Annotated in this window: 16 protein-coding genes; 1 reads left to right on the forward strand and 15 read right to left on the reverse strand. The window is 45.5% G+C overall.

The features are described 5' to 3' along the window. Positions 1-80: 80 nt before the first annotated feature. The 8 genes from ICC18_RS22620 to ICC18_RS22655 all read right to left on the reverse strand — a co-directional run bounded on the left by ICC18_RS22620 (position 81) and on the right by ICC18_RS22655 (position 13,249). A complete protein-coding gene (locus ICC18_RS22620; protein ID WP_188176724.1) occupies positions 81-671 on the reverse strand; it encodes a hypothetical protein in 591 nt (196 codons plus the stop codon). 183 nt (positions 672-854) lie between these two features. Beyond that, positions 855-4,319, reverse strand: a complete 3,465-nt coding sequence (locus ICC18_RS22625; protein ID WP_223192809.1) for an endo-1,4-beta-xylanase — start codon at positions 4,317-4,319, stop codon at positions 855-857. A gap of 43 nt (positions 4,320-4,362) precedes the next feature. Further along, a complete protein-coding gene (locus ICC18_RS22630; RefSeq protein WP_188176726.1) occupies positions 4,363-5,277 on the reverse strand; it encodes a carbohydrate ABC transporter permease in 915 nt (304 codons plus the stop codon). A 20-nt stretch (positions 5,278-5,297) separates the two neighbouring features. After that, positions 5,298-6,206 (reverse strand): ABC transporter permease, encoded by a 909-nt coding sequence (locus ICC18_RS22635; RefSeq protein ID WP_223192810.1) that lies wholly within the window; start codon positions 6,204-6,206, stop codon positions 5,298-5,300. 293 nt (positions 6,207-6,499) lie between these two features. Further along, positions 6,500-8,203 carry a type 2 periplasmic-binding domain-containing protein gene (locus ICC18_RS22640; RefSeq protein ID WP_188176728.1) on the reverse strand — a complete coding sequence of 568 codons (1,704 nt, stop codon included), beginning with the start codon at positions 8,201-8,203 and terminating at the stop codon, positions 6,500-6,502. A gap of 182 nt (positions 8,204-8,385) precedes the next feature. Further along, positions 8,386-9,918 (reverse strand): response regulator transcription factor, encoded by a 1,533-nt coding sequence (locus tag ICC18_RS22645; RefSeq protein WP_188176729.1) that lies wholly within the window; start codon positions 9,916-9,918, stop codon positions 8,386-8,388. A gap of 26 nt (positions 9,919-9,944) precedes the next feature. Then, positions 9,945-11,738: a sensor histidine kinase gene (locus ICC18_RS22650; protein WP_223192788.1), complete on the reverse strand. Its 1,794-nt coding sequence runs from the start codon at positions 11,736-11,738 to the stop codon at positions 9,945-9,947. Between the two features lie 17 nt (positions 11,739-11,755). After that, positions 11,756-13,249 (reverse strand): response regulator transcription factor, encoded by a 1,494-nt coding sequence (locus tag ICC18_RS22655; RefSeq protein ID WP_188176731.1) that lies wholly within the window; start codon positions 13,247-13,249, stop codon positions 11,756-11,758. Between the two features lie 317 nt (positions 13,250-13,566). On the opposite strand from ICC18_RS22655, the gene ICC18_RS22660 reads away from it, so the two are divergent. Beyond that, entirely contained in the window at positions 13,567-14,325 is a 759-nt protein-coding gene (locus ICC18_RS22660; protein WP_188176732.1) for an alpha/beta fold hydrolase, read from the forward strand. 28 nt (positions 14,326-14,353) lie between these two features. Here ICC18_RS22660 and ICC18_RS22665 read toward each other — a convergent pair whose 3' ends face one another. The 7 genes from ICC18_RS22665 to ICC18_RS22695 all read right to left on the reverse strand — a co-directional run bounded on the left by ICC18_RS22665 (position 14,354) and on the right by ICC18_RS22695 (position 21,278). Next, a complete protein-coding gene (locus tag ICC18_RS22665) occupies positions 14,354-14,863 on the reverse strand; it encodes a GyrI-like domain-containing protein (protein ID WP_188176733.1) in 510 nt (169 codons plus the stop codon). 599 nt (positions 14,864-15,462) lie between these two features. Then, on the reverse strand, positions 15,463-15,915 hold the full coding sequence (locus ICC18_RS22670) for a hypothetical protein (RefSeq protein WP_188176734.1): 453 nt from the start codon (positions 15,913-15,915) through the stop codon (positions 15,463-15,465). A 230-nt stretch (positions 15,916-16,145) separates the two neighbouring features. Next, complete coding sequence (locus ICC18_RS22675; protein ID WP_312029587.1) at positions 16,146-17,357, reverse strand: DUF2252 domain-containing protein; 1,212 nt, start codon at positions 17,355-17,357, stop codon at positions 16,146-16,148. Positions 17,358-17,581: 224 nt separating this feature from the next. After that, entirely contained in the window at positions 17,582-18,421 is an 840-nt protein-coding gene (mle, locus tag ICC18_RS22680) for an alpha/beta fold macrolide esterase (RefSeq protein WP_188176736.1), read from the reverse strand. 495 nt (positions 18,422-18,916) lie between these two features. Then, entirely contained in the window at positions 18,917-19,078 is a 162-nt protein-coding gene (locus ICC18_RS22685; protein WP_188176737.1) for a hypothetical protein, read from the reverse strand. Positions 19,079-19,260: 182 nt separating this feature from the next. Continuing rightward, positions 19,261-19,896 carry an FMN-dependent NADH-azoreductase gene (locus ICC18_RS22690; protein WP_188176738.1) on the reverse strand — a complete coding sequence of 212 codons (636 nt, stop codon included), beginning with the start codon at positions 19,894-19,896 and terminating at the stop codon, positions 19,261-19,263. A gap of 1,124 nt (positions 19,897-21,020) precedes the next feature. Further along, complete coding sequence (locus ICC18_RS22695) at positions 21,021-21,278, reverse strand: DUF5011/hyalin repeat domain-containing protein (RefSeq protein ID WP_188176739.1); 258 nt, start codon at positions 21,276-21,278, stop codon at positions 21,021-21,023. Between the last annotated feature and the right edge of the window lie 91 nt (positions 21,279-21,369).

Genomic DNA, 21,369 nt, shown 5'->3' on the forward strand with positions numbered 1-21,369 from the left:
GAGCGTCAGCGCCCAGGCATAGAAAATTGCCTGAGTGCTGACGCTCCGTTATAAAGATTAGTTAATCTCATCCCTCTCAACTAGCCTATAGGTGGGATCCTAATAATCCCATTATCAATTGGAATCTGTTTTTTTTCTATCAAAGCATCCTTTTGGTCATATAAGAAGACGTTCAGCATGGTCGGTTTATCAATCAAATCAGTTTCACAAGAGATAATGAAGTGGTTTGAATTTGGATTCTGCATTTCACACATTTTTTTCTCTCCGTAATAAGCCACAACTTTATAAAGATCAGCTTTATTTCTACCATAAAAAAAAGCAATTAATTTATTCCGATTATTGACAGTAGCCACATTTATACCATCTTTATAATCTGTTAAATAGTTACTTTTCATTTTATATCTTTTAGTGTGATAAGGGCTAATAAATGTAGCTACACCATACTGATAATCTTGGGGATGGACAATTTCATATATCACCAAAATTTCTTTGGCCGTATTCCGAATGTTTAATATTCTAATATCTTTTTTGATATCGGTTGTGATCGCATAGTTTAAATCACCCTGGAAGCCTGGTCTTATAGTATAATCTCGCATTAACAATAAATGACTTAACCATAAACCAATTATTATAACACCCCCTATGCTGATTAGTATTATTTTCTTTTTCATAGTCAAGTTTTCACACCTCTAATATGCTACAACCCGTGGTCTTATCACCACGGGTTGTAAAACTATTATTTTTTTAATTATCGCATCATAATCATCCCCATACAAGCAGTCTGATTCAAGCATATTGAGGTAGTCGCGCATTCTGCTTTTGCAGGAGTCTTCGACGAAATCAATTTGTAATCCTTAATGAATCAACTTATCCGCATCACGTAATAGAACGTCTGCTGCTGCTGCTGCAATGTGTTTGCCTTTCTGCGCTTTTACCTCGCTGATAAAGGGCTCCAGATTGTCCTTTTCCAGCTTCTTAAGCAGGCTGTTTGCTATCCCGCCGTTGTCGATCGATCCATCAATCGCGTACCGATTGACAAGCTTTTTCAGGTAAGCGATAGTTATTGGTTCCGGGGCAAGCTGTACGGTGCCTAAGCCGGACGTATCCCGGTAGGAGCTTCCGGAAGGGTCGCACCAGATGGCGACACTGTCTCGTTTACCGCTGCCGGTATGATCGTTGTTCACCTGCAGATCGAATCCGAGCAGCATCCCGATCTCAGGCGTGATCGCGGTAAACGGAATAGCCGTCTCCACGATATAGCCATGGTCGGTCAGCTTGGTCGCAGATTTGAATCGCGGTTGATCTCCGTTCTCCGAAAACGTTGCCTCATTGTCGTAGTTAACTCTGTACTGGGCATCATCCGTTTCATAGAAAGAGCTTTGATGCTTGTTCTGATCGATAAAAAGCTCCACGGAATCCTGTTCATAAGCGTTCCGGCTCACTTTGCTAAGCAAGCTGTCCGTTACGTCAGCGATGACGTACAAGTAGTTTTCATCCCAAGCCGTTTTGGCCACAGCTGTAGAGCCTGACGTTCCTTGAACCCATATTTCGGTGCTAATGGCATGACCGTTGCTCCAAAGCTCGTCAAACACGGCATCGATGACCGGTGTGCCATAAATGGTTTCCGTCATCTTGACGGCATTGCCGAGATCAACATCCCCAAACTTGGATGGATCCGTGTTCTGATGATTCGTATAATCGTTCCACACCGCAGAGGAAGCTACTGCGCCGCCGCCTTGGTCGTCGTTCACGCGAAAGTCGATGCCCAGCTTGTCGCCTTTGCTTAGCGCCGCACCGTCTTTGCTGAGCGAAATAGCTGCATGCACGACATAACCGCCGGGAATCGCTGTGACTGTGCGCTGAATATCCGCCGGTCCATTGCCGTTGAAACCGATTGTATAATGCAGATCATCGGGCAAATACATACTTGATTTATCGTAGTTCGGATCGATGAAAATTTCTATGCTGTCATTGTTGTTAGGCGTACTGTCTCTTACTTGCAGTTGTACATACAAATGGTTGTCGTCCCACATTATTTTCGCTTCCGCCGTCGCTCCCTGCTGTCCGCTTACCAGGGTATCAACCGATACCGGTTTCAAAGCGCTCCAGGCTGGATATGCGCCAGATCCGATTACAGGCGTCCCTTGTGCAGCCCGTATTTGGTTTCGATATACCGGAAGCTTCGAAGGATCGACGATCCCCCAATAGGCGGGCTTCGCCTGAAGCTGCCTGTCGAACAGCAGAGGAGCATCCTTGCGCCCTTTAACAGGGAAATTATCCAGCCAGGTTCCGTCGTCGGCCATTCCCCAGATCGTAACCGATTCCAGATATCCCTTCTGCGCTCCCTGTTTATACATCTCAAACAGCTCGCGATAACGCTTTGCCTGTTCCAACAGAATATCGTCCGTTACCGGCTTCTCGCTCTCGGTTGAATTCGAATAAATCGAGATATCGAGCTCGGTTGACTGAATCTTGACGCCGAGAGCGGCAATCTTCTCCATGGCGCTTCTCATCTGTTCGATGCTCGGGGCGGTATTGGAAATGTGCATTTGGAAGCCTACCGAATGCACAGGTAATCCCTTGGCAAGCAATCTTTTCACTAAGGCAGCCATGCCGTTTAACTTGGCGTTCGAGCTCTCCAGATTGTAATCGTTGATGACGAGCTTGGCATCCGGATCGGCTTCGTGCGCGTATTTGAAAGCGAGCTCAATGTAATCGCTGTCGTAGCCGTCGCCATCCACATCGCCAATAATGCCTTTCCACTTGGAGCCGGTATCTGCTCCTCGGAGTCCGCCATCCTCGTTCAATACTTCATTAACAACATCCCAATGCTGGATTCTGCCTTTATAACGGCTTACCACCGTTTTAATATGCGTTTCCAATCTGGCTAGCAGTTGCTCTCTTGTGGCCGGCTTACCCGAATCTGCCGGATCGGTAAAAAACCATGCCGGGATTTGGTTGTGCCATAGTAGCGTATGCCCTCTCACGAGCATATCGTTCGCCTCTGCAAACTGCACGAGCTTGTCGGCATTTGTCCAGACGAAGTTTCCTTCGACCGGTTGAAGCGCGTCCGGCTTCATGAAGTTGCCAGCCGTCAAGCTTTTGAAATGTTTTTTGATCAGGGCGGAGTGAATGTCCGAAGCATTCAAAACATCGACGGGATCAATTGCGGCTCCGATTGGAAAATACGGATCGAGCACCGAATGCAGATCCGGGATATCTCGTTGAATGTCGATGATAGCGGATTCGGTTACGGTTACATCATCAATATAAAATGTAATCAGGTCGCTAGGCGTCGTTTGATTGTCCGGCTTCCAAGGGGTTTCCGCATATAGCTTGATATCCGATAGCGTCGAATCATCCGGAATGATGATATCGCCCTGGATCTGCTTCCATTCCCCTTTGTTCAAATTAACCGTAGTGAAAGTTTCGTACTTCCGGCTTCCTGCATCATGATTGAATTCTTTTTCCAATGAACCGGATACGCCCTGCGAAGCCGGCCCTTCCTTATACATGGCCCACATCGACACATGATACATTTTTCCCGGCTTCACCATGCCGAATAAGCTGCGGGACGGTCCGTTAAATGTAGCAGTCCGGTTGGATACTTCCAGGCTAAAGTTACCACTGTGCTTAACACTATTAACCACGGTCAGCGTTTCGCCGGCTCGCGGGCCCCAAGCTCCCTTCGTGCCGTCCTCGAAATCCGATGCAAATACGACGTTGCCGCTTCCCGAGGCGCTCACGGGCGTAACTGCAATGTCATCAAGATAAAAGCCGATCAGATCATCCAATGTAGGCGCCGAATTCCAAGGCGTTTCAAAATATATGGAAATCCGATTCATGTCGGCATCAACAGGGACTGTATAATCACCTTCCAGCTTCGTCCAAACCCCTTTAACCGCTTTGACCTGTGCGGCATTATCATACTTATCGCTTTTCCCGGAGCTTGATGTAAAGCCTCTTTGAAAAGAAAGCGAAAGCGTCTGCTCGGCCGGCCCGTTATTAAACATGACCCACGCGGATACATGCACCTTCTGGCCTGAGTTCAGACTGCCCGTCAGGTCATGGCTTGCTCCATGCCATGTCGCCTGACGATTGTCTACATGAAGGCTCGAATCGCCCCCTTGCTTTTCATTGGAATTTACGGTCAGGGAGACGCTCCCTCTGGGCGTCCACCCCTGTGAGGTGCCATCCTCAAAGTCGGAACTCAGCACCGGTTCCGGCGTACCGGCAGCAATTGCGGAGCTTTGCGGCATAACAGCGGATAACAGTAAGACAAACGAAAGAATCATGCCAGTCAGGAACTTTGATACCATTTTCACGTAATTAACAACTCCTTTTATAGGATCGTGCACGAGGTCACTCCTTCACGCTGCCTACATTTAATCCGACAACAAAATATTTTTGCAGGAACGGATAGACGAATAAGATCGGAACTGCGGCTACAATGGTAATAGCGGCTCTGATCGATATTGGCGTTACCATACCGCTTGCCGTATCCTTGGTCATTCCGGCGCCGTTAATCAGACTCGGATCGCTGTTTGAATTCAGTGTCGATGCCAGCAATTTCATCAGCTCATATTGAAGAGTGCTCAGCTGCGGCTGTGAGGATGCGTACAAAAACGTATCGAACCAGGTGTTCCACGAACCTACCGCCACGAACAAGGCGATGGTAGCGAGCACCGGCTTGCACAGCGGAAAAATGATCTGAAGGAATATACGAAAGTCACCGGCTCCATCCATTTTCGCGGATTCCACCAAGCTATCCGGTAATGTACCCATATAAGTTCGAATGACGATTAGGTTAAATGCGCTGATCATGGACGGGAGGATGTAAACCCAAAAGCTGTTCAGCAGTCCTAGCCCCTTGATCAGGAAGTAACCCGGAATGAGACCTGCGTGGAAATACATCGTAAGCACGAAGATGAGCGTGATCGGTTTACGATAAATATACTCCTTGCGGCTTAAAGCGTATGCCAGCATTGTCGTTAAGAAAATGTTTAGCGCCGTGGACAGCAGCGTTCTGGCGACAGACACCAGAAATGCGTGATAAACGGTTCCGGATATGAAAATAGCTTTGTAATTTTGCAGCGTCCAAACGCGGGGCCATAAATAAATGCCGCCCCTGATCGAATCCATCCCGTCGTTAAAGGATACGGCGATCGTGTTCATGAAAGGATACAACGTAATGATAACTAAAAGCAGCATGACTACCGAATTCGCCGTGCTAAACAAGACGGGCTCAATTCCACCCGTTTTTCCCGATTTTACCATGATGGCACCTACCTTTGGCGTTATAATAGCCGCTCTTCTCCCAATCTCTTGGCAATCCAGTTGGCCATGAGCAGCAGCGTGACGCTGACAACTGTTTTAAATATGCCCCCTGCGGTGGCCATCGAATAGTTGAACTGGGCGATGCCGTATTTCAAGACAAAAATATCGATCGTTTCCGACCAGTCCGCAACCAGGCCGTTTCCAAGCAAATACTGGATTTCGAAGCCTGCGTCCAGGATATGGCCGATGGACATAATCAGTAAAATGACGAACGTTGCCTTAATGCCCGGAAGCGTAATGTACAGCATCTTCTGATACCTGTTTGCGCCGTCCATATCAGCAGCTTCATAGAGCGACGGATCGATCGAAGCGATAGCGGCCAGGTAGATGATCGTGTTCCACCCGACTTCCTTCCACACGTTGGAGGCGCCGACAATGCCCCAGAAATATTTACCCTCGCTCAGCCACAAAACCGGCTCATCGATGATATGAAGCTTGAGCAGCACGGTATTAACAATACCGTCGTTAATCGACAGCGAAGTCGCCACGATACCTGCGGCAATAACCCACGACAAAAAGTGCGGCAAATACGAGATCGTTTGCACCAATCGCTTCATCAGCAAATTCTTGATTTCATTCAGCAATAACGCAAGCACAATTGCGCTAACGAAGCCCAGCACAAGATTGATCAAGCTCATCCCGATCGTATTTCGCATGACTCGAAGGAACGTATCGTCTGTGAACAGGAACTTGAAATGCTTAAATCCGACCCACTCTTGATCGAAAAATCCCTTGGCAGGCTTAAAATTTTGAAAAGCCATCAGCCAGCCCCAAACGGGCACATAGGCAAAAAGGACGATATAGAACAAGAGCGGAACCGACATGAAAATGAGCTGCTTCTGGCTTTTTATCGTCGTCCAGTCAAACATGACCTTTGAAGATCTTCGAACATTGGTTCGCCTTCCTGTATCCTGATTCGCTAGTATCTCAGCCATATGGTTCTCCACGCTCCGTTATCCGTGTGTGATAAGAAAAACTTCTATCGAAGTCCATTCAACGTAGCCAGACCGCTTTTAGAGGAAGTTTTTCATGCCAATAAGAATTTCGCTATCCGACTAATCGGAAACTTATAAATTCTTATGTGGTAAGAAATTGGGAGGTGCATAGAGTACCTCCCAATCTCCCTCTGATCGCAACTTGCTTCTAAGCGGTTATCAGACACTTACTTGCTCCAGTTTTTTAGTCTCCACTGAATTTGTTCATTGATCCGGTCCTCATAAGCCTTCGGATTTGCTTTGCCGATTTGAGCGACGTATTCGTCCCAGACAGCATCGAACTGATCCGGCTTCGATAAAACGGCTCTCGGCAAATATTTGGTCGCCAAGTCATTCAGTTTAGTGCTGGCGATTTTCGCCGGAGACCCATCGATCTGATTGATTGTCCAAGCCGGATAAGGCACAGGATTTTCAGGAGGATCACTAAAGAATTCGACGTATGTTTTGAATCCGTATCCCTTTAACACTTCTTTGTCATAGTCGTTCAAGCCTGCGAAGTATTCTTCAGGCTGATCGCCTGAAGAGGTGGCGTTCCCGTCCGAGAAGGTTCCCTGCATCTTTGGTGCATAGCCGAAAAAGGCATCCGCTTTATTGGCAAGCTTCCATGTGGCATCCGCAGTACGATCCCTTTGTTCTTGTGTTTTTGAAAATCTTCCCTTGTCATCAACCTGATAATCCTCGCCCTTGATGCCCCAGCTGAGAATTTTTTGCCATTCTTCTGTCATTGTCGTATCGAGAAGCTTAATAATTTTAACCGGATCCTTGGCCTTGATACTGATGCCGAATCCGTTATTCAGATTGAGAGGCGGGCGGTCCAGATAGTAATCCCTGGTATTCGTATCATACACGAGCGGCAACCCGACATATTCTCTTTCGAACTTTTTCTGGGTATGCAAGGAATCTTCCGCTTTTTGGAAATTCCAGTGCTGATCGAACATGCCAAGCACATTGCCTGCGGAGAGTTTAGCCATGTACTGGTCGTAGTTCTGTACGAAGGCTTCCTTGTCGATCAGACCCTCCTGATTCATTTCGTTCAACTTCTTGTAATATTTCTTTGCATAGTCCTTATCGGCAAAAATTTGCGCCACATTGTCTTTGACAACAACCCCGCCGTCATTGGGATGACCGATCAAATGCTGAGGCGGATTCAACAGCCCCCAGTTTCTCCAGTCATGGTTCAGAACCTCGAAACCAATCGTTGGTTTACCGTCGATTTGCGGATATTTTTCCTTATACTTCTTAATCAAATCAAAGTACTCGTCAAGCGTCTTCACTTTCGGATAGCCGAATTCCTTCAGGACCGCTTTTTGAATCCAGAAGGCAGGACCTCCGTACCAAGTGCTTTGCACTTTGCCATAGTAACGGCCGTAATTCGGCAAAATATAAATATGCCCGTCCTTCGGATCCTTCATTTTGTTCCAGTACGGCTCATAATGCTTCTTCAAGTTCGGAGCATGTTTCTCAATAAGATCCTCAAGCGGGATGTAAGCGCCTGCATCGATAAACGTCGTATTTCCTGACAGCAAATCCGGATAATCCCCGCCTGCAACCATAACGCCCATTTTTTGCTTGGAATCGCCTGCAAGGAAATCGAACTTGAACGTAACGCCAAGCTTTTCCTTCATCAGTTTATAAATCTTATTATCCGGTGTAGGCTGCTGAAGCGCTTCGCCGATATATGCGGTCACTTCAAATGACTCCACCTTGCCGGCTTGCCCGGCGGCATTGGTGGCTGCAGCTGACGTAGCAGGCGAAGACGTCGAGCCAGTCCCGTTCAAACCAGCCTGACTGTTGCATCCGGCGAGCAGAGCGCCAAGAGCCAAAACGGCAATATTGCCGGAGATCAAAGCAGATCTTACTTTTCCCCCCATAGTTGCACCCCTTTAAAGGTTTTGTATTACAATCGCGGTCATGTAAACCCTTTCATGTAACCTCTTTCATTATAGAAACGAATCCCTCAGCAAACCATTTCCCGATTAAAGGAATATCCTGAAAAATCTTAGATCGGAACAATGTCCCCGTTTATCTAAAACGGCTGCACCCCGCTGCTTGTCTAAAGACTTTTCCTAAAATCGTTAGGATTCATGCCCAGACGTTTGGCAAACTGCTTGATAAACTTGTCGTAATTGGCGTAGCCAACCCGCTCCGCGATCTGATACGACTTCAGATCCGTTTCCTTGAAAAGCCGCTTTGCCTCCCCGATCCTTAGGTCATGCAAGAATTCGTTGAAGCTGACCCCGTTTTTTTTCGCAAACAGTTGACCCAAATAAACGGGATGGATGTAAAACTTCTCAGCCAGCTCTTTAATCGTCAGACTTTCACAATAATGGTTCTTCATATACGCGTTGATTTCATGGATGATACCTCGTGACTGATTGTCCCGAAGCGCCCTCAGCTCCTCCAAACTTTGCAAGCAAAACCTTCTCAGTAAACGAAACATTTCATACAAAGACATCGCGCTGCTTTCGAGCTCCGCAATCCCGTTCATGCGCAGCAGGCTTTGGGGGTCTCCATCCATTTCCCTGATCAGGCTTATGCTCCTGTAGATAATATGAATGACGATCATCTTTACCATCTCCGGCGCTAGCTGCTTTTCGTGAAAAGCTCTCTCAGCCGCATCGATTCCGTCATTCAGCCGATCATCGTCGAAGCTCTCCATAGCGTCCATAATCCGGTATGCGGTCTGAATTTCTTCGAAACGAAAGCTGAAGCCCCTATGCTTGTTTCCACTGTAGAAAAGCACGCAAGGCTTATCGCAAAAAAATTTGCCATTCATAGCTTCCTGCGCAGTCAGATAAGAGCTGTGCAGTGATGCCAGATCCAGCGAGGGCTGGCCCGCCGCCACAAAAAAGCCTTCGGATACTCTCGGCAACAGTGCTTGGAACAACCCTTTTGCGATCTTGTCCGGCCAGTCGCCGCGTTCATCGCCGCTTCCGATAACGACGCAGAACGCCCCCCTTCCGATCTCGATCAGGAACATCGGCAATTGACAGGCTGAAATATACTGCCGGGCGGCTTCTTTGACTACCCAACGATACGCGTCTTCGGCCTCAACAAGCACGCACGCCCACTCCACGCTCCTTTTCGACAGCTCCTTGAGCGTCTCTGAGTTGTAAATATCATCCCCGACACCATGCAGGATGCCCGCAAGCTGAGCTACCGCCTCCTCTTCATCGGCAACTGCTCTCATATGGACCAGCTCTGACTCCGCTTCCAGCTCTTGTGCGATGATGTGCAACAGCTCCGAAGCCTCCTCAGCAATGACCGGCTTCAGGATATAATGATGGATGCCCAGCCGCATTGCCCGCTTAGCGTACTCAAATTCGCCGTAGCCGCTTACGATGACGAACTTCACAGTCTTCCCTTGTTTCGCTTTAACCTCTGCAATCAGGCTCAGGCCGTCCATCACCGGCATACGGATATCGGTAACGACCAAATCGATACTTAGCTTATCGATGATCTCCAAAGCCTCCGCACCGTTGCTGCATGTCCCGCATATTTGAAACCCGAGAGCCTGCCATTCAATCATCAGTTGAAGCCCTTCGAGAGCGCGCGGTTCATCATCCACCAGCAGCACGTTAAACATAACTTACATTCCCCTTTCTTATACGGTTAATGAGTGAGACGCATAAGAGGAATTTCGAAAAAAATCTCAGTCCCCTCACTCGGTGTACTTGCGATGTCAAATCGCACTCGTTCCTCATAATAAAGCTTCAGCCTCCGATAAACGTTGCGGATGCCAATATTCCCGCTCACCTCCGTCTCGCTGGTCATATTGATCATAATTTTTTTAATCGTAGCACTGTCCATACCGATACCGTTGTCGGTAATGCTTACTTTGAGCTTGTCATCGTTCAACCTAATGGAAATATGAATCATACCGGGGCTTTTGATCGTTTGGAGACCGTGCTTGCACGCGTTTTCGACGAGCGGCTGGAGGCTCATTTTCGGAATCTTGTAGGCAAATGCTTCCTCATCTACGGCGAAATGATAACTGAATTTGTCCCCGAAGCGGAATTTTTCGATTTTCAAATACATCTCGGTAAAAAGCACTTCCTCCTGCAGCGATACGAGGTCGTCCTTCCAGCTAAGCAGCCTTCTTAATATTTTGGACAAGCTTTTGATAATTTCCGTGACGTCGGTGTAATGGTTTCTCGTGCATACCACAAGAATTGCATTCAAGGTGTTGAATAGAAAATGAGGATTCATTTGGCTCTGCAAGAAATTCAATTCCGCTCTGATTCGTTCCAGCTCCAGGTCCTTCTTCTGGATTTCCAGCTTATAAACATCATTAATCAATGAATTGATCTTGGACGTCATCCGGTTGAAATTTCGAATTAATTCGCCGATTTCATCCCGGCCTTCATGCAATTCGATCAGATCAAATTTCTCATTTTTCACCTTTTCCATATGCCTTGATAAACGCTTGACCCTGTAGTAGTACGAACGAAGCATGATGGCCGTTAAAACGGACGTTATTAGCGTGCTGGCAGCGGCCAGCAGAATAATAAAGCTGCGAGATTCTTTTAGTGCATTCGTCATTCGATCCGTGTTCGCCAGACCGACGAGCCTCCAGCCGCTCGTATACGAAACGCCGCCGAGCGGCATGTCAAAGAGCATGCTATCCTTTCGCCGATCCAGTCGATCGCGCTCAAAAGTGGTATAAGCATCATTTTTATCCATCTGGTAGCCTTCAATGGAAGAAACGACAATCTGATTTTTTTCATTGATCAGGTACATCTGTATATAGTCCCTTTCACGAACGATAACATCATAAAATTTGTTCAGATTAAGATCGATCTTCAGCACTTTGGCAAACATACTTGCATCGTCAAATGCCTCCAACCGCGAAATAATGCTGAAATGAGGGATATAATAATTGTTTTTATATGGAGCCGCATCTCTGTAGGCGTAGAGAAGAACCTTGCCTCCGGCTGCAAAAAGCCGGTTGTACCATTCGCTTTTCCGGACACTCTCGTCCAACTTAAAGTAGTTGCCACCGCTTTGAATACTCTCATTTGTTGTATACACGCTAATTTGCTCGATTTGCTTATTAACGGGCATATAGTGGTTGACTTTATCTTTGAGCAGGCTATTATATGCATCGTAAAAATCAACGGGACTACCGTATTTCTTATCCAGGGCTTCGTACATGATGCGATCCGTCGCAACCGCGTGGCTAATGGCCACAGCTCCTTCGATAAGTCCGTTAATATCCTTTTTCGCCCTGTCGAGGGAAATTTCCAGGTTTTGCAGTTCCCTTGCCTTGATGTTGTGGGAGATCCTTTCGAAGAACAAAATATTAATAGAAATAATTGGAATTAGCACGCAAAATAAATAAATGGACATAAATTTATAACTGAGCGGGATGTCGTTGACTTTGTTGAAAAAATGAGGGTTTCTCATTAACGCGCTTCCTTCCATCAATGGGACTGTTTGGTTGGTCCTGCGCTTTCCTTTGTTTTGTAGGAAGATGGCAAGCAGTTTGTAATCGCTTTAAATTTTCTTACAAAATAATCGGGGTCTTCGTAGCCGATGCTGAATGCTATATCCGATATACTCCTAGCAGGACGCTTTAGCAGCCTCATGGCTTCCTCTATTCGCTTGACGTGAATGTATTCATTGAACGTCATACCGGTCGTTTTCTTGAATAACTGGCCCAGGTAGACCGGATTCAGATGAAATTGCTCTGCAACCTGCTGCAACTGAAGTTTCCTCTTAAAGTGTTTATTGACGTAGTTAATGATTTGCCCGATCACATTACCCGTGTTCAGCCGCCGCCATTCCTGCATATACGACGCGGTATAGCCGCAGAGATCTTGCACATGACGTTCGAGCTGCTGCAAGTTTCCAAAATGCTCGCCACGATCCAGAGAAAACAGCTTTGGACCGAACTCATGGATGTCGGCCTGTATGTCCGTAACCAGTTTCATCAATTCTACCTTCAGGTTCTCGATAAGCAGCTTCACCGATTCTATAGGCTTCCGGCCTTCGCCAAACTGTGAGAAAAGTTCGAGCACCTGATGACGAATCCCATCCGCTTGGCCATTGTCAATCTCGTGAAGAAGCGGTTTCAAGTCTGCTTCGCTGATGTCAATCTCTCTTCGAGAACCCTGATATACAAACTCCATGCCTGGCCGGTTCTCGCTAACATAAATAGCAATCGGACATCCATAAAAAAGAATCGATGGGTTGGATAGAAGACCGGCTGCCATCCGCTTCGGTAATCCCCCTTTTCCTCGGACAATCAGAACAAGTTTCCCGATACCATCCCCAAGCAAGTGGAGCAGTTGACCCGGAAAGTTTGCCATAAGCCAAGCTTGAACGTCATTTTTCCAAGCATGCATCTCACTCTCCCCAATCTTCATTCCTGTCCGCTCCACCAGCATACAAGCAATCTCCTCTTGATCTCCAACGCCAAGCAAACGCTTAACGCAACTGATGTCCCTCTCATCGCACACGCCTGCAAGCATTCGCTGGACGGCACGGTTCAACCAGAGCTCCTGTCCCCGCAAATTCCCCTTATCACGCTTCGATTCTTCGGCAATTTCCTCATGGAGCTTCTGCAGGAGGTCATCGATTTCTTCATCGTCGATCGGCTTCAACATGTAACTGCTCACATGATATCGCATGGCCGTTTGGACAAATTGAAAATCATCATAGCCGCTCAGGATGACAAACTTTGGGGGGGCATGCAGCAGTTGTCTGGACTGTTCAATGAGCTGCAGACCGTTTAAAACAGGCATATGAATATCCGTCACGACGACGTGCGGACATCTCATTTGGATGAAAGCAAACGCATCGGAACCGTCGGTCGCTTCCCCGCAAACACGAAAGCCATACTTTTCCCAATCAATCATCGTTTTCAGTCCTTCAAGCACGAGCGGCTCATCATCGACCAGCAAGACATCAAGCATCAGATTCACTCCTTTGGAACAGATCTAAAGTCAATAATGTAATCGCTTTCATATTTCTGTTTACAGTTTTTTCTTAACTTAACATGATCATTCAGTGGCTTGCCATGGACAAATCAAACCCATATTTACCCAAATCAAGCACGTTTTATCTTCACTGCTTCCACCTCGTTAAGTGCGATCCAATTGTGTAATATTACATAGTAAGTGCGCCTCCCGTGCACCCACCCTTTTGATGAATTCCCAAATAATAGAAACCCGCATCCGTTATGATCGTATTACTAATGTGAATGCAGCCATACAAAGTGAGGTGTCGTGCATTGGCAATAGAGATATCTAAATTGGAAACATCAAGAGGGAAGTTACAATGTAATATTAGCGGGAACGGCAAACCCAATATTGTATTAATTAACGGCGGTTCTGGACCCATAGAAGGTTGGATGAAAATACTGCCTGAAATTTCAGAGTCATCGTCAGTATTTTCCTATAATCGTTTTGGTGTTACTGGTAGTGATAAGCCTCAAGAACCCCAAGATGGACTCACGATAGTCGAAACGTTACGGGAGGCATTGAAGATATCAGGATTTGAACCTCCATTCTTGCTAGTTGGACATTCATTGGGGGGATTATATGCAAATTTATATGCAAGACGTTACCCAAACGAAGTAGCTGGCATTGTCTTTTTAGAATCCAGCCATCCGAAAGATATATGCCTTGATGAATATCAAGGTAAGATAGTAAAAGCAATTAACAAGATGTTCTCGATGTTTGATTCCTTTTCTTCCCATAAACAATTCAATGAAGTTCATTTTGTTAAAAAAACGGTGGAACAAATCCATGCAATCGATCGATTTCCCGACATCCCTGTATATGTGATTACAGGCGGGAAAGAAAATCGTATGATTCCAGAGGAAGTTCGTATAAAACGAATAGAGCATCAGTTGGAACTACTTTCATTGTCTAAACAAAGCAAACATATCCCCGCTGAAAAAAGTGGGCATTTCCCTCAATTTTCAGAACCAAGAGTCGTCATTGATACGATCAAAGATTGTGTCGAGCAAATAAAACAAACCAGGTAGTTGCATACTTCCGCGTGACCTCCTTGGTTTATTTCGTGCGAATAGGGAAATACAAGTCTATCTCGGCGTTTGGATCATCCGGCTGTGTATAACGCTGATCATAAAACTCGAATTCATATTTACCAGTGCGGGTACCACCGTCGTATTCGTAAGGACTGTTCGGTAGCCAATGTCCCCAAAAATGCCCAAAGGCATCTCCGATACCGTCAAGAGGACCCCGATGCGTCAGTACGATATAGCGCGCAGCCGGTACTTCGATGCGCGTCATGCCCTCGGGAATATCGCCGTCCTGAAAGATTTGCACAGAGGCCGTATAATTGAAAGGCCCGCCGGGCGGGTTGTCCGGATTTTGCAGCATGAGTCCGTAGCTTCGCCAGCCGAGCTGACTAGAAACCTCTGGAATACGCTTAATGAATTTACTCCACAGCTTGGCAATGGCGTTCTCGGACGGTGGCACAGACATATCAAAATGAATCGTTTCGGTAATCCCAACAACGCTGAAGGCAGGTTTTTCGATGATTTTTGTTTCGATAATCATGGGTAGTCATTCTCCTTATTTTGGTGTGGGGTTGATATGTACGTGAATGTTCTGACTTGGTATTTTTATCCATAAAAATTATAGCGCACGTATGTTCCCTTGTAAACGCTTTTTTTAAAACAACTCCTATACTATCGTGTCCCGTACTTCAATGAAAATAAAAGAGGAGCTGTTAAAATAGCAAGCCACTATCGTATCCGTTATCAAACGAACAGTTCCTACATTACCTATCGTTGAACAGCCCGGGAAAAAATTAAACATAACGAAATCATTTAACTTCCCAAATTCCGGCACCCACACGTTAGCAGTGATCCCGCTAGGAGTGGGTGGAACGCTGGCAATTGCTAACAACAGCAGCAAATCCTTCGTTCTTCTCTTGAGTGGAACTGTGACTATTACGGTAAGACCGTATGGTATTGCCAGAATTGGCTTTCAATCACCAGGCTTTACAACCAGAATTTCAATACGAACTCGAGGGGCGGCCAAAGGGTCTTTTATCTTTCAACAAAGTTGAATCTAATTTACAAATAAATACAAGGAGCGGCTGCGCAGCAAGTTACTGAAACTGATACTTCTTTTATACAGCATCTCTTCCCATCTTATTTCTTTGCTACTATCATAAAGCGTTTTGAATTAGTCCGTATTCCCTTCTCTGTTTGATTTGCATCAATGAATTCTTGAAGTATAGCAAAATCACTATCGGTTTGCCCGAAGTTAGGTATAACAGGAGTATATCTCAAAAAGAAGACCAAATCCCCGTAAGTTTGGAAATACTGTGTGGCATCATATTCATAATATTGGATATCATTAAATCCAGCATCACCTAATTCTGATATACACTTATTTTTCAAAAACCCTTCCTCAATATTAAATTGTTGCCCTCTTCCGAAAGCTTGTTTAATGTTTAATTTATCGTTTTCACTTACCTGCTGAGTTAAGAATACACCATCATTCACTAAGGCTTTTGTAACTTCTTTTGCATAAAACTCACTGTGCCGACAGGATACCACATTAAAAAAGAACTCAGGAAAAACGATTTTTTCAGCATCCATGTGCAAGAAGGAACAAATGAAATTTCATCGTTCTGTTTCCATGCACCCTAGTGTCCTTGGCTTTAATATATATTACTGATATCAACCCGACACCATTCAAAGTTCTAGTTTTCATTAATCAAGAAGGCAGAATATCCCCTTGACAACTGGCACGCGTTTTACCCAGCCCGAAAACTAATTACTTAGAACGATATGGTATGACATCCAATTCACCTCATTCTGAAAGCTAATCAAGCCCGTTGCTTCAACCACTCGATAAAAAGTACATAATCTTCTTCTACTTGATGGGCATACGAAAGAGCCCAATTGGCTATGAATTCGCGAAATGCATCTGTATCTGCACCAATCGCCTGTACGATCTCGTCCTCGCTGTGATGAGACAAGATGCCCTGCTGCACATCGACATCAGCGCGAGCGTGCATTTTAGCTGTAATTTCTCCCATGCAGTTGATGACGCTCTGCCATTCATCGAAGGATTCAATCTTTTCGAGCTTTAGCTTCTTTTTGAATGGGGAACGCTCGCGAGCGTAGAAGTGCCGGCCTTCCATCGTCATATAACCAAGAAAAGGATCCGCTTCGTGATGCATCGCCTGCTGCGTCATAATCACACGCTTGCCTTGATGAGCGTACTCTGCCCAGAAGAGCTCATTATATGGCATAAAGTAAGCCGGTACTGGAGCCCGTACCTCCTTCACCTCAATAATGATATCGTCGAGTGCTTGCGGACCCGCTTCTCCTTCAATCAGTACATAGAAACGTGTAAGACCGATAGAGGCAGTGCCTGAACCGTGTTTCACAGCAATATCTTTGATCTGGTAATATGCATTTGGCTTCTTCGTTTTTGGATTCAAGGTACTCAAATAATCGCTCCAACCCGAAATGAGCATGTCCCGCTCTTGTGCAGTAGGCTGCTGAATTTCCTCCGTCCAGATGAATTGGCGACCTCCCTCCTGTAACTCAGTTAGCCCTTCGAGAAGATGACTTGCTACTCGCTTCTCCATCTTTTTCAGCAACTTGCGAATTGGACCATCGGTCACTCTCACATCGTAGACGGCGTCATGCGGATCTTCTTTACGCTTCGCAAATCTTCGAATTTGCTTCACATAAGCTGATAAGTATTCATCGAGAAGATCCTTTTGAACATCAAGTCCAAACTCCTTCATGCGGCCTACTAAAGCAAGGCTCACACACATCCTCAACAGGTCATTCAAATACGACCCCGTATAGCCTTCGTCGAAATCGTTAACATCAAAGACAATACGTCCTGCTTCACTGCGAAAAGCGCCGAAATTCTCGAAGTGCAAATCTCCTTGGATCCACGTCGGTCGCTGTGGTGAACTATGGTAAGGGAACCATTCACGGCTTATATCAAAATAAAATAAATATGCACTGCCGCGATAAAATTGAAAGGGACTCATGGCCATCTTTTCATATTTAAGCATTCTTTTAGCCTCATCCAAACCCATTATATGGGAGTCAAACTCTGTAAGTACACTCGAAATGGTTAGTAATCTCAATTTTTTTTGAGTATATTTTACGCGTTCAGTCAAATTCAATAACATTCATGTCTCCCCTTTCCATCCTGGTTCGAGTTATTGCCGGCCATTGTTGCCGAAGGCATTGAGAAAGCCGAGAAAGCCGTAGCCCCCTGTTCCTAGCTTGAGCATCAGACACCCTCCGTGTGATTCGAAATCCCACCAATGATAACATCCCAATCATCAGAATGAATTTCATGACCTGTCCCTTCCAATGTAAGAAGGGCTGCACAAGGTATGACTTTTGCCAGATGGACTCCATGTGCATAAGGGATAATCGGGTCTTCCGTACCATGGATAATAAGAGCAGGAACGCTGATTTCGCCCGTCCGAACCAAATATGACTCTCCGCCCGTTAGAAGAGCGTGATTATTCATGCTGGGCAGGTTACGGGCTCTTTGTACTTCTTCTTTTGCTAAACGAATGATTTTTTCCGAATCCATCGAGTGCTTCGAGCCTGCAAGAACTTTCCATTTTTCTAGCGTGAAATCAACTGCAGCTTGCTCATTCGACCAGTCTGTTGTTACCATATTGGTGAAAAAAGCGATCACTTTTTCATCCATCGGAGGCAGATCTGGTGCGAAGTTAGACGTCATCATCAGGGTAACGGTTTGGACACGCTCAGGATGCCGCAGTGCTATTATTTGAGACAGCATTCCACCCATGGAGATACCCACCAAATGGGCGCGTTCAATTCCGTATGCATTGAGTACATACATGGCATCATCCGCTATATCCTCAAAGGTATACCCGGGATTGCCGGGTTCATACGTGGTGGAGCGCCCGACATCACGATTATCATAACGGATAACAAATCGTCCGTCATCTGCCAGACGTTGACAGAATTCTTTCTCCCACCATATCATGGATGCCTGGGCTCCCATAATCAGTAAGATGGCCGGATTGGTCTGATTCCCGAAGCTTTCCGTGCAGATCTCGATTCCATTTAAATGAATTAGTTGTTCAGTCATTGTATTACGCCTCCTGGTCCTATGAAATAAAACAAAAAAACACAAGCTATCGCTGCTTGTGTTTACAGTAACCGGAAACAAATATGAAAGAATCCCCTTGTATCGCATGCACCAGTAAAAATGGACATAGATACACGGTTCCTGCCATAATCCCATCCGTAGATAGAAGCATGAGGGAACATTGATTTTTCATATGACTAAACTGGTTACCATGGGGCAAACCATTTTCCGATTACTATGTAAACAAGCATAGCCTTCAAGCGCTATTCGATTACATTGCGCAAAAATCGGAAAACATTAGTTAGCCACACGTAACCCTCCATTCTAATCAAGTATGTTCATACTAACATGAGAATACCCGATTTTACAACCATCAATTTCCAGGAAAATCTTATTTCCTTCACGCCTATTTTAAAAAAAGACTGCTACAAGCCATATGTAAACTGGCTGATGCGGTCTTTTTGCCGAACCTGGATAATAACTTGTTCTGGATACTTAAGCACCGAAAGGATTTCCACCTACGAATCGGCGCCATTCTTCGTTATCACTTGGCTCAGCGTTGGATTCTACTTTTGCGCCTTCAATGAGCTCCTCAGCGAACTCAATGTTGACTGAACCGTCAAAATATCCTGGTGCCGTATATTCTTGCTTGGACATGGAATCACCCCTCTCGGCGGGCTGTTGCAGTCCTTTGCGCAGTTGGAGATTACGCGAACATGTAAGCGTTCTCTACTGCTATTTTCAGACTATCTAAATTTTATGTAAAAAGCAAGATGGCTATGCATTGGAAAACGAAAAAAAGAGCTGCAGCATACAGCTCTTTGAGTGTTATAGTTTTCTTAGAAGCGCTTTGCAACTTCTTTCGCTTTTACAATGGCATTCGCTTTAATTTCGTCAGCTTTATCTGGCATAGCGGCCATGCCTTCAACAAAGATGCCTTCGAAGCTAGGTACACCAGTGAATTGCATAATTTTTTTCAGGTAGCTGTGTCCACTCTCAAAGCCCGCAGCCGGACCTTCCGAATATACGCCGCCGGATGCTTGAATGTGAACCGCTTTTTTATTGTTAAGTAAGCCGACTGGACCTTGTTCAGTGTATTTGAACGTTTTGCCTGCTACGCAAATCGCATCGATGTAAGCTTTCAAGATTGGCGGGAACGAGAAGTTCCACATTGGAGATACGAATACATACTTGTCTGCGGAAATATATTGATCCACGATTTCACCGAGACGGGCAACTTTTGCCTTCTCGTCAGCCGAAAGTGCGTTGAAATCAGAACCGGAACGCAGTTTTCCCCATCCGCTGAATACATCTGCATCGATGTGAGGAATATTCAATTTGTATAAATCAAGATAGATAACTTCATCACCTGGATTTGCCTCGCGGTATGCTTCAATGAATTCCTTGCCCACCGCCATACTATAGGAAGCTTGGTGATCATTCGGGTGTGCGGTAATGTAAAGTACAGTTGCCATGGACTCACTCTCACATTCTGTAATTTATTTTGTTACAATTCTTATTATAACTAATTTTTAATAAGTTGCAAGTCAAAAGTAATTTATACACTTTCAGATAATGACGAAACATTAGTAAGCAGCGAATTCCAAGTTCACTATGTCCAAAGTAGTTATTCATAAAGTCCACAATTGGGTAGCAATTTATTCAGCGACACACGGCTGTTGATTATTCGGTCGACTCGGCCTTACAGATGCGCCAATCGCCACACTGTAACTGAGTTCCCCAACAGATTATCTCCCATATCTTGAATCATGAAACAAATTAGTTTACATAATTTTATTTATGTCGAGTTAAAAATGCTCAGCTCACACAATGCACCCATTCTTCCCCTTATAATCGTCAGATTATAATAACTAGTGAGAAAGCAATCTTTAGAAAAGAAAAAAACGCCGCACTCCCGAAGTGGAAACGCAGCGGTAAACATGTTTTTTATAACGCTTGATATTGTCGCTCCTATATGTTACTAACCCTTGACTCCGCTCGAAGCAATTCCTTCTATAAAATATTTTTGAGCGAATGAGAACAGGATGATGGGTAAAAGCACAACAATGGAAGCCCCCGCCATTTGGAGCGAATAATTAGCCCCCGCGGCAGATGTGAAATATTGAAGCCCCACAGTTACCAATTGCTCCTTCTGGCTCGAGATAAATATAAACGGACCCGCAAAATCATTCCAAATGTAAACTCGGGTCTTTGAATATAGCCGTATAATTGGATAAACCGATCCATTTCAAAGAGTTCAACGGTTTGAAATCATTCAAATCTACAAAACTGATAAAAAAGGCATATAAGTGCCCTTATTCATTATTTCATAAAATGATGCTTACTTTGCTGCCTTTACTTTATTGATCGCTTCATCCGATCGTGCTTTGATTGATTTGATCGCATCATCCACGGTTTTTGTCCTACCAGATATAATGGACTGGATTCATTCGAGCCCCCCTACGAGCAGTTCGTCCATTTTGAGCGCTTTATGCATCATATTAAACCATTCTTGCTCAGAGATATGCTCCTATTCGGAGCCTGCTCCACGATAAGAAGCCCCAAACCTCATCCTGAGGTTTGGGGCTCCTTTCATATCTTACGACTGATCGTGAGGCACGGTCACAGTGGCGGAAACAACAGTCTTATTGCCCGCCTTGTCGGTAGCCGTGTAAGTGATGGTATAGATGCGCGATTTTTCCGCACGCAAGCTGAATGATGTGGCGGATGTGCCGAAATCGGCCTGAATGTCGCCCAGTCCGCTATCCGGTTGATCGCATGTGATGGACGTTAATACCACAGATTCAACGCCCGATACGGCATCGCTCGAATTCAGCTCGGCGTTAACCGTCACCATTTTATGATCCCCCGGCCAAATCGTTGTTTGATCCAACAGGACGGAAAGCGCCGGCGCCGTCTTGTCGACCTTAAACTCGACGGTTTTGAGT

It is taken from the genome of Paenibacillus sedimenti (genome assembly GCF_014534655.1).
Lineage (GTDB): Bacteria > Bacillota > Bacilli > Paenibacillales > NBRC-103111 > Paenibacillus_E > Paenibacillus_E sedimenti.